The following is a 13,815-nucleotide window of genomic DNA, read 5'->3' as shown; positions in this document are numbered from 1 at the left end:
TCAGCGGCGGCCTGCGGGTCGCCGCTGACGCCCGGGCTTACGTGCGCACGTAGCGCACGTGCGTCGCGTCCGGTCCCGCCAGCACGTGGTCGACCTTGAACTGCGGCAACGGCTCGCGCACGTTTTCGAACAGGCGCCGCCCGCCGCCGAACATCACCGGCGCCAGCGCGATCTCGAGCGCATCGACGACGCCCAGGTTCAGGTATTGCTGCACCACGTCCGCGCCGCCCGAGATGCGGACGTCGCGATCGCCGGCCGCCGCCCGAGCCTGCGCCAGCGCGCTTTCGGCGCCGTCGTTGACGAAGAAGAACGTCGTGCCGCCCGGGCGCACCCACGGCTCGCGCTTTTCGTGCGTCAGCACGAAGACCGGCGTGTGGAACGGCGCCTCCTCGGGCCACGACGCCTCGCCCTGCTCGAACATCCGCTTGCCCATGATGTTGGCGCCCGTGCGCTCCATCGTGCGGCGCACCATGTCGTTGACCGCACCGATCTCGCCGCCGGCGCCGAAACCGTGGTTCTCGCGGAAGTACCGCTGCTTGAGCAGCCAGCCCATCATGGCGCCCCACTTCGCGCCCCAGTCCTTGTAATCGGCGGTGTCCCAGTGCGCGAGCGTCATGCCCTCCGGGGCCATGTAGCCGTCGAGGCTGAGGGCGATGTTGACGAAAACCTGGCTCATTGGAATTCCTCGATCAGTGCTTGGGCAGGATGACGGAATACACCAGCGTCGTGATTTTCCAACCCGCGTCGGTGCGCACCAGCAGCCAGCATTCCTTGCCCCAGTTGGTCGTCTTGCCGTTGGACAGGAACTTGTAATCGAACGCCACCGTGGCCACGTCGCCATCGGTATCGATCCTGACGTTGTCGAAGGTTTCTTCGCTGCTGTTCTTGCTGGCGACGATGCCGTCGATGAACTGCGTCGGATTGTTGGACGGTGCGAACTTGGCCTTCATGGCGTCCGGCCGGTCGCGTTTTACCTGCGCGAGGCTCACGTCCGACAGCACGCTCTGCCACGGCGCCTCCGCCTGCACGAACAGCGCGAGGAATCGCGGCTTGTCCCGCTGGAGGATCGACGTGCGGAACGATTCGACGACGGCGCGGATGTCCGGATGGTCGGTGTCCGCGTCTTTGGCGGGAAGTGCTGCGGCGAACAACACCAGCAGGCAGGCGCTTGCGATGGCTTTCATGGATCTCGATTCGATGAGGGGCGGGCCCGAAGCGGGCCCGGGGCGAATGGTAGACGCAGGGTGGCCATGCGATCGCATCCTGACGCTACTGGCCAGGGTGAATGGTGGCCTTGCCGGATGTTCTATCGACTACGACCATGAAACTGCACCCCGGCGGCGACGGCACCGGTTTGCACACATAGACGAACAGCCATTCCTTGTCGCTGCCACCGCCCCGGTCACCGAACGTGTCCAGCTGGTATCGCGCAAGGTCGTAGCCTTGCGCCTGCGCAACGTTGCGACTGATCTCGAGTGCCTGGCGCTCGCCGATCAACGTGGCTGAAGCATCCACGTGTTGGGCGGTTGGCGTGCAGCCCGCAATCGACAAGCCCGCCAGCAGCAGCGCGGCGACGCTCGACGATGGCGGTCGTGGACTCACCGCAACGGCAACTTCAACGCACGCCCGTTCCAGTCGAGCAGCACGCCATCGGACAGGATGTCGGCGACCACCAGCGGGCCGAGATGGTCGCCGACGACCAGGCGCGTGCCGTCGATGATGACGAAGCGCTGCGCGGGGACGTCGTTCCACATGTGCATGCTGAATTTCAGCGGCGGCAGCGCCTTGCGTTCGTCGGGGCCGAGGTCGGTGACGCGTTCGTAATTGTCCTGCACGACGGGCGACGGGGCGGGCGTGGGCGGTGCGGGCAATGCGCGCGGTGGCGGCGGTGGCGGCGTTGCGACCGCGGCGACCGTGGGTGCGGCGGTGTGCGTCGTCGGCGCGGCGGGTGCGGGCGGTGCGATCACGAGCGGGCGCTTGATCGCAGGCGCGGGGCGCGGGGCAGGGCGATCGATCGCGGCCACATCGCTCGATATCGCGACATCCTGCACGGGCACGGACGCCTTGGTCCCGAGGCCATCGACGGGTTGGGCGGGTTCGTTGCGCAGCATCACCAGGATCGGGACCAATGCGACGAGCGCCGCTGCGATCCACAACGGCCAGCGCGGCGCAGCCCGTCGCGCGACGGGCGCCGCCGGCTGCGGTTCCGCCAGCAGGTCCGGCACCTGCGCGCGGCGACGCTCGGCTTCCGATTTGCGCAGGGCTTCGAGGATCAGCGACATGCGTTCGTCCTCAGTCCAGCTGCGTGCGAAGACGCGGGCCCGCGTCGCGCGCGGCCAATGCCATCAAGGTTGCGGGACCAATCACGCCGTCGCTCGTCAAGCCGCGCGAGGCCTGGAACTCGCGTACTGCGCTGCGCATCGCGCTGTCGAGCACGGCGGGGCCGGTGTATGCAGGGTCGAGATGCGCGTGCACCCAATCGACGGCGGGGCCGCGGCCATCGGGCGTCAAGGATTCGGTCAACGCGTCGGGCCCGCGCCACAACGCGATGGATTCGCCATTCCATGCGCGCACCAGCGCGAGGCGATCGACATCGAACGTCTGCGTATCGATCTGCACGCGCGCACGCACCGCATCGGCGCCGAGCAGCAACGCCCACGTCGACGCACCGTCCTTCGCGCGCAGGTGCAGCAACACGGGCCGCCCCTGCGCGAACACCTTGTCGAGCGTGCCGTTGCGAGCGCGCAGGCAATACAGGCCCGCTTCGATCGCCGGCGGGCACGTGGACGCGACGCTCGGGTCCGCGCCGGATTTCCATTCGTGCAGCAACGCAGACCACGCGGGCAAGCCCGACGCGTCGACGCCTTCGAGGCGCGCAGGCAACGCCGCCGCCGCGACGAACGGGATCACCGGCTTCACGGGTTTCACCGGCTTCAGCGCCGCCACCGACGAACGCGTGGCCGCCTGTGCGACGGAGGGTTGCGCCGGCATCGTCGACGACGGCGTCGCACGCGGCCACCACATCCACGCGAGGATCGACGCCAGCACCGCGCCCGCCGCGATCGCCCACTTCCACGCCGGCGTTTCGCGACGCGCGGGCGCCAGCGCTTCACGCGCCGCGCGGTCGATGTCCGATGCTTCGATCTTCGTCGCATCGTGCGCATAACCGCCGAGCAACGCGCGTTCGGCGATCACGTTGATCAAGCGCGGCACGCCGCCCGAATGCTTGTGCACGCGCTGCACCGCGCTCGCGGAAAACGGCGAATGCAAGCCGCCCGCGACGCGGAAGCGATGGCGCAGGTACGCGCCCGTTTCGTTCGCATCGAGCGGCATCAAGTGGTAACGCGCGGTGATGCGTTGCGCGAGCTGGCGCATGTCGCTGCGGGCGAGGATCTCGCGCAGTTCCGGCTGCCCGAGCAGGATGATCTGCAGCAGCTTCTGCGTATCGGTTTCAAGGTTGGTGAGCAGGCGCACCTGTTCCAGTGCATCGACGGAGAGGTTCTGCGCTTCGTCGATGATCAGCACGACGTGCAGGCCCTTGGCGTACGCATCGAGCAGGTAGGTGTTGAGCGTGTCGACCAGCGCCTTGGTGCTGCCGTGCGTCCGGCCGATGTCGAGGTGCAGTTCCTCGCACAGGGTTTCGAGCAGTTCGATCGCGGTCAGGCGCGGGTTGAGCACCAGCGCGACCCGGGTGTTCTCCGGGAGTTGTTCCAGCAACAGGCGGCACAGCGTGGTCTTGCCGGTGCCCACCTCGCCGGTGAGCTGCACGAAGCCACCGCCGCCGCCCTGGCCCACGCCGAACAGCAGGTGCGCGAGCGCGTCGCGGTGGCGCTCGCTGAGGAACACGAAGCGCGGATCCGGCGTGATCGAGAACGGCGGTTCCTTGAGGCCCCAATGTTCCAGGTACATGCGCAAACCCGAAAGACGGTGGCGGCTAGGGTGCCACGATTGACGGCGGCCGGGGCCGCGCCAGCAGCGGGTGCAGGAACACCGCCCCCAGCAGGATCGCCACGCCCAGGTAGAAGGCCGGGGTGAGTTCGCGCTGCTCGCCGAACAGCAGCGCCGCCAGCACGATCGCGTACACCGGCTCCAGGTTGACCGCCAGCTGCTGCGCGAACGCGCTCATGTGCCGCAGCGCCGCCAGCGACAGGGCGAACGGCAACAGCGTGCAGGCCAGCGCCAGCACGACCAGCAGGACGGCGTCGCGCGCACCGGGCACCACGAACACCGCGCCGGGGAAGGCCTGCGCCATGCCGGGCAGGTGCGGCATCAGCGGCGCCAGCAGGGTGAGGGCGACGGTGCCGGCGCCCAGTTCGATCGCGGTGACGGTGAGCGGGTCGCCGTGGTGCACGTAGCGCTTGTTCAGCGAACCGAAGATCGCGACGAGCAGGGCTGAGATCGCGCCCACCAGGATCCCGAGCCGGTAGCCCGAGGGCACGCCGCCCACCACCAGCGCGACGCCCGGGAGCACGAGGACGCCGAGCAACACATCGCGCTTCGAAAAACGCGCGTGCGCCAGCACCGGTTCGAGCAGCGCGACGAACACGGTACCGAGCGCGATGCACGTCGCCCCCACCGACGCATTCGACAACTTGATCGCGCCATAGAACGTGAGCCAGTGCAGCGCGACCAGCACGCCGATGCCCGCGTACTTGCCGATCAACTGCAGCGGCATCGCGCGCAGCCCGCGCCACACGCGCGGGATCAGCGCGAGCGCGCCGACCACGAACACCATGCGCCACCACACCAGCGGCAACGCGGGCAGGGAGATCATCTTCCCGAGGATCGCGGTGAACCCCCACAGGAACACGCACAGGTGGATCTGCAGCCAGGCGCGGTGGGTGGCCTTGGGGTCGGTGGGCAGGTTCGGCATGCGGCTATTATCGCCACGGGCCGACAGCACGAACCGCGGGATGAGCCACGACTTCCTCGAATACCTGCGCGAACTGTTCTCCGACCTCGGGCCCATCACCACGCGCGCCATGTTCGGCGGGCACGGCGTCTACTTCGACGGCCGCATCGTGGGGATCGTGATCGACGAGGCGGTGTACCTGAAGACGGACGACGCCACGCGCGACGCCTTCGAAGCGGCCGGCTGCGCGCCCTTCGTCTACGAATCCAGCGGGAAGTCGGTGGCGATGTCGTACTGGTCGGTGCCGGAGGAAGCGATGGATTCGTCCGAGGCATTCCTCCCCTGGGCCCGCCGGGCTCACGAGGCCGCGTTGCGGAAACCCGTCGGGCGGGTGCGCAAGCGGCGGAGCGACGCGGCTAGGCGGCGCTGACCGACAACACCCAGTCGACGAAGGCCTGCGCCGCGGGCCGCAACCGGCGATGCGCCGGATAGACCACGTGGTAGCCCCAGCGCGCGGGCAATCGTGGCCCCGGCAACGGCACCAACCGGCCATCCGCGAGATACGGCACGACCACGCGTTCGCGCGCCAGCGCCGCGCCGATCCCGAACACCGCCGCATTCAACGCATCGGTCGTATCGCTGAAGCTGTGGCGCTCGTCCAGCCGAACGTTATGCACGTCGGCGGCACGGAACCAATCGAGCCAGCCTTGTCGCGCGTGATCCAGGATCAGCGGCACGCGCGCGATGTCGGCCGGCGTGCGGATCGCGTCGAAACCGGGCATGCGTGGCGAGGCCACCGGGAACAAGGTTTCGTCCATCAACGCGTGGCCCGTCAGCCCCGGCCAGTGCCCGGGCCCGTGGCGGATGCCGAGGTCCGGCCCGCCTTCATCGAAGCGCGCCAGCGCGGTCTCGGTGTCGAAGGACAGGCGGATCTCCGGATGCGCATCGGTGAAGGCATGCAGCCGCGGGATCAGCCACGTGTAGGCCAGCGAATGCAGCGTGGTGATGCGCACGCGGTGCGTGTCGTCGCGTTCGCCGCCCAGCGTGTGCAGCACGCCTTCCATGTCGGCGAGCGCGCTGCCGGACGCATCGGCGAGGCGCCGGCCTTCGCTGGTCAGCGTGACCCCGCGCGCGTGGCGCTGGAACAGGGCCACGCCCAGGCGCGACTCCAGCTTGCGCACGTGGTGGCTCACGGCGCTGGCGGTGAGGTTCAGTTCCTCGGCGGCGTGCGCGAAGTTCTGGTGCCGGGCCGCCGACTCGAAGGCGGAGAGGGCCGGGAGCCAATCGGGGCGAAGGACCATGGCGAGCCTCAAATCTGGCTTGTGGCTGACCCGGAAAGTATGCGCTTGTCACGCTCTGCGCGTCCCGGACAATGGCACCTCCGACACGCGTCGGATTACAGGCTGCCCCGGATGAACACCGTTGCCGCGTCTCCCCTCCCCGTCGCGAGCGGGGCCCGAAGCTGGGTCACGCCCGTCGAGATCGTGGTGCTCGGTGCCATCTGGGGCGCCTCTTTCCTCTTCATGCGCATGGCCGCGCCGGTGTTCGGCGCCGCGCCGCTGGTCGATGTGCGCCTCGCGCTCGGCTGCGCGGTGCTGCTGCCGTTCCTGTTCCGGCATCGCGCGCAGTTCCCGCTGAAACTGTGGCCGAAGCTCGCGCTGATCGGCGCGATCAATTCGGCGGTGCCGTTCGTGCTGTTCGCCTGGGCCGCGCAGCGTGCGCCGGCGGGCATCGGCGCGATCTGCAATTCGATGACGGTGTTGTTCACCGCGCTGGTCGGGTTCCTGTTCTTCGGCGAACGCATCAGCCTGCGGCGATCGATCGCGCTGGTCGTGGGCTTCGCGGGCGTGATCGTGCTCGCCAGCGGCAAGACCGCGGGTGCGAGCGTCGGCTGGGCCGTCGCCGCCGGTGCGAGTGCGGCGTTCCTCTACGGCATCGGGTTGAATCTCGTGCGTCGCCATCTCACCGGCTTGCCCCCGGCGGCGGTCGCTGCGGCGACGCTCGGCACCTCGACGTTGCTGCTGCTGCCGTTCGCGATCGCGCAGTGGCCGTCGCATGCGATTCCGATGCAGGCCTGGCTCGCCACCGGGATGCTCGGCGTGTTGTGCACCGGCATCGCGTTCGTCATGTATTACCGGCTGATCGCGCGCGTCGGCGCGGGCCGTGCGTCGACGGTGACGTACCTCGTGCCGCTGTTCGGCGTGGCGTGGGCGTGGATGCTGCTCGGCGAAGCGGTGACCGGGACGATGGTCGTCGCCGGCCTGCTCATCGTCGGCAGCGTGGCCTTCAGCCAGCGCGCGAAGTGATCAGCGCGCCTCGGGCGGCTTGCGCAGCAGGCTGACCGCGAACCCGGCGACCAGCACCGCGCCACCGATCAGCAACGCCCACAGCAACCACTGCTTCCAGTCGCGCGGCGTCGTCGGGCGTTGCAGCGCGCTGGCGCCGGCGAGTTCCACCGGCGCACCGAGCGTCGCATCCGCCGGATGCCAGCCGTCGCCACGTTCGGCGCGCAAGGCTTGCAGCAAGCGCGGCAACGGCGCATCGGTGCGCGCGGCCACCGCGCTGCCGGCAACGAGCGCATACGGTGCACGTCCCTGCGCGAGGAACACGATGACTTCCGGTCGGTAGCCCAGCCGCAATGCCGGCGCGTGCGCCGGCGCGCCGCTCGTCGCGGTGAGGCGCCACTGCCGGTCGCGCACGGGCGCATCGAGCACCGACGTCGGCGGCGACGCACTCGTGCGGCCCGCGGTGCCCACGCGATACGCGACCCACGGGCCCGCGCGCCAGCGCCACGCGCCGTCGTCGTCGCGGCTTTCCAGTCGCCATTCCACCGCCACGTTGCCCACGCCCTGCACGTCCGCGCGTTCGATCGGGAAGCGGCCGTCGAGCGTGTAGACGAACGTCGTCGCGTCGTTCTCGCGCACCATGCGGCCCTGCAGCATTTCCCACTGCAGCGGCGTGTCGACGGCTTGCGAGGACAGGCGGGCCTTCGCGTGCTGCAACGGCAGCGCGGGCGCATCGTCGAGCGGCACCAGGCGCAGGTAGCGGCTCGCTTCGCGCAACTCGATCGTGTGTTTTTCCAGACGGCGACTGCCTTGTTGCAGCGCGAGCAACTGCACGCGCGGGGAAATCGTGCGCCAGTCCTCCAGGTCGTCGCTCGCTTCGACGCGATACGCGGCATCGATCGCCGCGCCCTGCGGCCAATCGAGTTCGAGCGCATCCACGCCCGGCGGTGCCTGGCTCAGGTCGAACAGGAACGCGCGCGCGCCGCCTTCGTCCTGCGCCACGCCCGTCTGCGCATGCAGCGACAGGATGCGGCCGGACGTATCGCGTTCGGCGATCAAGGCCAGCGACGCCGCGCCTTCTCCCTTGCGCGGCTGCAACGCGAACCACGGCACATCGATGCGCCGCGGCGGTTCGGCGAGCGGCGCATCGGGGCCGAACACATCGGCCGCCACCGGTTGCCCGTCCGCATCGACCACGGTCACGTCGCGCAAGGATGGCGTTGCGATCGTGCGATACACCGCGCGATCCAGCACCACGCGATACGCGCCGCCATCGCCCGGCGCGGAGACGGGCCACTGCCGCACGTAGTCGTCGCGCGTTGCGGCGCAGGCGAGGACGGGCAGCAGGCACGACCAGGCCAGGGAATACCAGGCGATGCGTTTCATGCGGAGCCTTCCGGAACGGGCGCACGCGGCGGTGCGGGGGCGAGGTAACCGACGACCGTGCACAACAGGCCGAACGCGATGAACGACGCGATGCCGAGCGCGTTGCCGAGGTTGCTGCGATCCACGATCACCAGCTTCACCAGCACCACCGCCATCAGCACCGCGCCTGCGAGCCACAATACGCGTTGCCCGCGGCGCGAACCGAGCACCCAGCCGACGACACCGAGGATGCTCCACACGACGGTGAGGCTGGTCTGCGCCAGGCTCGTTCCGATGAGGCCGTCGTTCCAGGCGATGCCGCCCCAGTGATGCACGGCGTGCAGCACGACCGACGTGATGTAGACGAAGCCCAGCACCGACACCATCGGCACGCGCTGCGCCTGCACCGCTTGCGGCGCTTGCGTCGAATACGCCCAGCGGGCCGCGAGCACCAGCGCGGCGAGCTGCGCGAGTTCCATCGGATTGGCGACGGGAATCCACGGCAGCGGCGCACTGCCGCCGGCTTCGACGAGCGTCAGCAGGAAGCCCACGCCGAGGATCGCGAAGAACGTGGCCTGCAACGTCATGCGCAGGCGATCGAAGCGTTCGTGCATCGGCGCCGACAGCCACGGCCACCGGAACATGCCGATCGCGGCGATCGCCAGCCAGGGCAGCGCGACACCCGCGATGCGCCAGCCGTCGGCGAGCTGGAAGCGTTCGCCCAGCCACGACACGCCCAGCGACAACGCGAACGGCCACACCAGCCACCACGCGAATTGCGCCCACGCGGCGACGCGATGTTCGCCTTCGCGCAGGCAGACGAGGCTGCGCACGCCGAGCACCGCGAACAGCACCCAGGCCCACAGGCCGTAGCCCGCGAAGGGTTGCTGGTGCGCATCGGCCTGCGCGAGCGCGATGGGTGCCGCGACAGCCAACGCCGCGAGCGTGGTGCCCGCAAGGCCGCTGGCGGGGCGCCGGCGATGCACTTCCGCCGCGAGCCAGCCGGTGAGCGCGGTGAACGCGAGCCACGCATCCGCGCGTGCGACGGACGCGACGAACGCATCGATTTCCAGCAAGGCGTTGCCGACCCACCACGCCAGTCCCCACGCGTAGGCCAGCGCGCCCGACACCCGACGCCCGGCGTTGCGATACACCCACGCCGACGCGAGCGCACCGGCGCAGATCATCAGCGCGCTCATGAAGATCGCATTGGCGATCGGTGCGTCACTGGGCCCGCGATAGTTGCCCGCATCGAGGAACGCGAACGCCGCGAGCGCCTGCAACGCGAGGCCCGACCATTCCGGCCAGCGCCGCGACTGCCGCACGCCGAGCCACACGAGGCCCGCGCCTTCCAGCGCGAACACGCTGGCGGTTGCGCGCGCCGACAAGGCCAGCGGCACCGCCAGCGTGGCGAAGCCCGCGGCCAGCAGCACGTACGCGTCCGACAACATCGCGTAGCCACCGCGACGCCGCAACAGCGCCCCGAGCACCGCGTAGATCACCGCGAGCCCCAGTGCACAGAACGCGAGCGGCATGCGATCGCCGCGCAGCAACCCGGCCTGCAATGCGAACGCGACCAGCGGCGTGCCGAACACCAGGCATCCGTCGATGAAGTCGCGCCGTCCCTCGGGCCGCTTGCGCGCGAACAACAGCGGGATGAAGAGATAGAACGCGAAGAACAGCACGAGGAAGGGTTCGGTCGTCGCGAACTTGTCCGGGTTGTACTGCAGCACGCCCCACGCCGTGCCGATGCCGAAGGTGAACACGAACCCGAGCAGGTTGAGCACGCGCCACGCCTTCCACCACGCGATCGCGAAGATCGCCGCGTTGAGCACCGCGTAGTACGAGAACAACGCGACGTGGTTGCCGCTGTTGGTGGACAGCCAGATCGGCGCGAGGAAACCGGCGAGTACGGCGAAGAACGCCAGCGCCTTCGCATCCTGCAATACCGCGAGCATGCCGGCGCCCGCGATCAGCACGACGCTCAACCCGAACGCGACGCCCGCCGGCATCAGGCCGTACAACTTGAACGCCGCGAACACCGTCATCAGCAGGATGCCGATCGCGCCGCCCTGCAGGCTCAACGCGAAGATGCGGTTGCGTTCGCGCTGGCACCACGCGAACACGAGCGCCGCGAGCGCGGCCGCGGCGATGCCGGCCAGTCGCACTTCGATGGGCGCGTGCAGCCAGCCCTGGTCGGCCGCGAACTTCAGCAACGCCGCCACGCCCGCGAACAGCACGAGGATGCCGACCTTGACCGGCACGTTGCCGACGGTGAACCAGTGTTTGATGTATTCGATCGCGCGTTCGGGGAGGCCGGGCGGACGCGGTTCGCGCACGTGCGGGCTCGGGACGCGCAGGGGCACGGGCGCGGGTGTGGCTTGCGGAGCGGGCTGCGGCGGTGCGGCCTGCGTCGGCGCGACGGGTTGCGGCGGGACCGGCGCGGGGCGCGGCGGGGGCGGTGCCGGCGCGACGGCTTCGGCGCGCGGTCGCGCCGCGGGCGCGGTCGCGGTCGCAGGCATCGCGCCTTCGGCACGCAGTTGCGCCAGGTCGCGTTCCAGCGTGCCGACGCGGCCCCGCAGTTCGCGCAGGGACAGCAGCGCAACGATCAGCAGCACCGGCACGGCAAGGACGGCCAGGAGCAGCAGCACGATCAGGCTTTCCACGTCGGATCCATCCCCTTGTCACCGGCAGACCGCATTGGGCCGGCGATCGTCGCCAAATGCAAACGGGGACGGGCGGGGCCTCAGGCCGGCTTGCGCAACAGGTCGATCAACGTCGTCGCCGCGGCGGGATTGCGTTCCTTGTCCGCGTTGATGAAGAACACGAAGACGTCGCGATGCGGCAGCTTCGGTGCGTCGCCGGTGAGGCGCGGGAGTTTCGCGGGTTCGCCGCCCTGCGCCCACGTGCGGGCGCGTTCGGCCCACGCCTTCAACTCCGGGCCGGTGTAACCGGTCTTGATCGCGCTGCGTGCGCGCATCAGGCGGGCATAGACGAAATCGGCGGTCACGTCGGCGAACGACGGCCATTCCTCCGAATCGGTGTAGACGAGCGCGGCGTTCTTCTTGCGCGCGAGTGCGACGAGCGTTGCATCGACACTCTCGGCATCGCGCACTTCCAGCGCGTGCCGCAATCGCCGGCCACCGGCTTCGACCGGCAAGCGATCGACGAACGCCGCGAAGTCCTCGCGATCGAGCTTGCGTTCGAACTGCCACAGGATCGCGCCGAGCTTCTCGCCCATGGTCGACAGCCCATCGACGAAGGCATCGACCTGGCCCGCCGTGTTGGCCAGCACCTTGGCCTGCACGATGCGCATCGGCGCCTTGGCCGTGAAGACGAAGCCCGGCGGCGTCTCGTCGCGCCAGCGGGCGTAGGTGTCGGGCTTCTGCGCGCTGTAGTAGGTGCCATTCACCTCGATGGCGCTGAGCTTCCGGCTGGCGTACTCGAGCTCGCGGCGCTGCACCAGGCCTTCGGGATAGAAGGTTTCGCGCCAGGGGGCGAAGGTCCAGCCACCCACGCCCACGCGGATGCCGTCGATCGCGCCGGGGGCGGTCGCGGTGCCGAGGTCGGCTTCGGGGGCTTTGGCGCGGGCCATGGGCGCAGCGTAGCGCGGCATGACGTGCGGGGCATCGACGCGGCGTGCACGGGCCCGCGATACTCGGCGCCTCGGTCTCCAGGGGAACGCCGCCATGATCCGCACCGCCTTGTCCTTCGCGCTGGCCTGCGCGCTGCTCTCGCCCGTCGCCGCGCATGCGCAGGCCGCGCCTGCCGCCGCCGCGACGGCGCAGGACGCGCGCCTTGCCGGCTTCGACGACTACGTCAACGCCGTGCGCAAGCAGTTCGACGTGCCGGGCATCGCGGTGGCGATCGTGCAGGACGGCCGCATCGTGTTCGAGCGCGGCTGCGGCCCGCGCGAAGTCGGCAAGCCGCAACAGATCGACGAGCACACGCTGTTCGCCATCGCGTCGAACACCAAGGCCTTCACCGCCGCGTCGCTGTCGATGCTCGCCGACGAAGGCAAGCTCTCGCTCGACGATCGCGTGATCGACCACCTGCCGTGGTTCCGCATGAGCGATCCCTACGTCACGCGCGAGATGCGCATCAAGGACCTGCTCGCGCATCGCAGCGGCCTGACGCTCGGCGCCGGCGACCTGCTGTACTGGCCGACCACCACGTACACGACGGAAGAAGTCGCGCATCGCCTGAAGGACGTGCCGCTGGGCGGGGCGTTCCGCAACCAGTACGCCTACGACAACATCCTGTTCGGCGTGGCGCAGCTGGTGGTGGAGCAGGCGAGCGGGATGTCGTACGAACAGTTCCTGCGCACGCGCATCTTCAAGCCGCTGGGCATGGACGAGACGCGCTTCAACAGCGATCGCCTGACGAAGAACGACAACGTCGCCACCGGTTACGCCAAGGCCGATTTCAAGGACCTGCAGCCCGCGCCGCGGATGACGTGGGGCAACGTGTCGGGCGCCGGCGGCATCTATTCCAGCGTGCACGACATGAGCAAGTGGATGCGCATGCAGCTCGCCGGCGGCGTGTACACCGACGCGCAGGGCAAGGAGCAGCGCCTGTTCAGCGCGAAGCGCCAGCAGGGGATGTGGTCGATCGTCACGCCGATCCCCGTCAGCGAACCGTCGGTGCCGGAACTGCGCGCGGCGAAGCCCAACTTCCTCGGCTACGGCGAAGGCTGGCAGCTGTCGGATTACCGCGGCAACAAGCTCGTGTGGCACACCGGCGGCTGGCCGGGCATGGTGTCGCGCCTGACGCTGGTGCCGGACAGGAACATCGGCGTGATCGTGTTGACCAGCCAGGAAGTCGGCGTAGCGTTCAACGCCGTGACGATGCAGGCGCTCGACCTGATGCTCGATGCGCCGAAGACCGATTGGCTCGCCGGTTACGCGAAGGCCTTCGCGAAGTCGCAGGACAACGCGGACGCCGATTGGCAGAAGCACCTCGCCGCGCGCGCGTCGAATGCGCCGCCGTCGTTGCCGCTGGCGTCGTATGCCGGCACGTATCGCGATCCGTGGTACGGCGACATCGCGATCGCGAACGAAGGCGGCAAGCTGGTGGTGCGCTTCACGAAGACGCCGGACCTCGTCGGCGACATCGAACCGTGGCAGCACGACACGTTCGTCATCCGCTGGCGCCAGCGCTGGTTGAACGCCGATGCCTTCCTCAATTTCGCGCTGACGCCGGACGGCAAGATCCGCGAAGCGCGGATGGAGCCGATTTCGCCGCTGACGGATTTCAGCTTCGATTTCCAGGACCTGCGGCTGGTGCCGGTCGAGAAGCAGTAGCACGTGCGGA

The 13,815-nt window shown here is 69.4% G+C and carries 13 protein-coding genes; 3 read left to right on the top strand and 10 right to left on the bottom strand.

Annotated elements, in window-relative coordinates:
- Positions 1-37 precede the first annotated feature (37 nt).
- From LYSHEL_RS02120 to LYSHEL_RS02095, 6 genes are all read right to left on the bottom strand, one after another.
- On the bottom strand, positions 38-676 hold the full coding sequence (locus tag LYSHEL_RS02120; protein WP_213435392.1) for a dihydrofolate reductase family protein: 639 nt from the start codon (positions 674-676) through the stop codon (positions 38-40).
- A gap of 13 nt (positions 677-689) precedes the next feature.
- Positions 690-1,184: a nuclear transport factor 2 family protein gene (locus tag LYSHEL_RS02115; RefSeq protein WP_244858631.1), complete on the bottom strand. Its 495-nt coding sequence runs from the start codon at positions 1,182-1,184 to the stop codon at positions 690-692.
- A gap of 85 nt (positions 1,185-1,269) precedes the next feature.
- Positions 1,270-1,602 (bottom strand): hypothetical protein, encoded by a 333-nt coding sequence (locus LYSHEL_RS02110; protein WP_213435391.1) that lies wholly within the window; start codon positions 1,600-1,602, stop codon positions 1,270-1,272.
- Positions 1,599-2,282: a general secretion pathway protein GspB gene (locus LYSHEL_RS02105; protein WP_213435390.1), complete on the bottom strand. Its 684-nt coding sequence runs from the start codon at positions 2,280-2,282 to the stop codon at positions 1,599-1,601. The genes LYSHEL_RS02110 and LYSHEL_RS02105 overlap by 4 nt, the downstream gene beginning before the upstream one ends.
- 10 nt (positions 2,283-2,292) lie before the next feature.
- Positions 2,293-3,909, bottom strand: a complete 1,617-nt coding sequence (locus LYSHEL_RS02100; RefSeq protein WP_213435389.1) for an ExeA family protein — start codon at positions 3,907-3,909, stop codon at positions 2,293-2,295.
- Between the two features lie 25 nt (positions 3,910-3,934).
- The gene (locus tag LYSHEL_RS02095; RefSeq protein WP_213435388.1) at positions 3,935-4,873 is read right to left on the bottom strand and encodes a DMT family transporter; all 939 of its coding nucleotides are present in this window, start codon (positions 4,871-4,873) and stop codon (positions 3,935-3,937) included.
- Positions 4,874-4,913: 40 nt separating this feature from the next.
- Between LYSHEL_RS02095 and LYSHEL_RS02090 the strand changes: the two genes are divergently transcribed.
- A complete protein-coding gene (locus LYSHEL_RS02090) occupies positions 4,914-5,282 on the top strand; it encodes a TfoX/Sxy family protein (RefSeq protein WP_213435387.1) in 369 nt (122 codons plus the stop codon).
- Here the strand turns inward: LYSHEL_RS02090 and LYSHEL_RS02085 are convergent.
- Positions 5,269-6,153: a LysR substrate-binding domain-containing protein gene (locus LYSHEL_RS02085; RefSeq protein ID WP_213435386.1), complete on the bottom strand. Its 885-nt coding sequence runs from the start codon at positions 6,151-6,153 to the stop codon at positions 5,269-5,271. The genes LYSHEL_RS02090 and LYSHEL_RS02085 overlap by 14 nt on opposite strands.
- Before the next feature lie 111 nt (positions 6,154-6,264).
- On the opposite strand from LYSHEL_RS02085, the gene LYSHEL_RS02080 reads away from it, so the two are divergent.
- Positions 6,265-7,158, top strand: coding sequence for a DMT family transporter (locus LYSHEL_RS02080; protein WP_213435385.1), 894 nt, complete (start codon positions 6,265-6,267; stop codon positions 7,156-7,158).
- Here the strand turns inward: LYSHEL_RS02080 and LYSHEL_RS02075 are convergent, their stop codons facing one another.
- The 3 genes from LYSHEL_RS02075 to LYSHEL_RS02065 all read right to left on the bottom strand — a co-directional run bounded on the left by LYSHEL_RS02075 (position 7,159) and on the right by LYSHEL_RS02065 (position 12,097).
- Positions 7,159-8,523, bottom strand: coding sequence for a DUF3999 domain-containing protein (locus LYSHEL_RS02075; protein ID WP_213435384.1), 1,365 nt, complete (start codon positions 8,521-8,523; stop codon positions 7,159-7,161). It abuts the gene before it with no gap.
- Positions 8,520-11,168: a DUF2339 domain-containing protein gene (locus tag LYSHEL_RS02070; RefSeq protein WP_213435383.1), complete on the bottom strand. Its 2,649-nt coding sequence runs from the start codon at positions 11,166-11,168 to the stop codon at positions 8,520-8,522. Before LYSHEL_RS02070 ends, LYSHEL_RS02075 begins: the two co-directional genes overlap by 4 nt.
- An 80-nt stretch (positions 11,169-11,248) precedes the next feature.
- The gene (locus LYSHEL_RS02065; RefSeq protein WP_213435382.1) at positions 11,249-12,097 is read right to left on the bottom strand and encodes a DUF72 domain-containing protein; all 849 of its coding nucleotides are present in this window, start codon (positions 12,095-12,097) and stop codon (positions 11,249-11,251) included.
- A gap of 94 nt (positions 12,098-12,191) precedes the next feature.
- On the opposite strand from LYSHEL_RS02065, the gene LYSHEL_RS02060 reads away from it, so the two are divergent.
- Positions 12,192-13,805 carry a serine hydrolase gene (locus tag LYSHEL_RS02060; RefSeq protein WP_213435381.1) on the top strand — a complete coding sequence of 538 codons (1,614 nt, stop codon included), beginning with the start codon at positions 12,192-12,194 and terminating at the stop codon, positions 13,803-13,805.
- Positions 13,806-13,815: the final 10 nt, after the last annotated feature.

The organism is Lysobacter helvus, from assembly GCF_018406645.1.
In the GTDB taxonomy this organism is placed as follows: domain Bacteria; phylum Pseudomonadota; class Gammaproteobacteria; order Xanthomonadales; family Xanthomonadaceae; genus Noviluteimonas; species Noviluteimonas caseinilytica.
The sequence above is the reverse complement of the archived record's forward strand: the minus strand, read 5'-3'. Positions and strand labels throughout refer to the sequence as shown.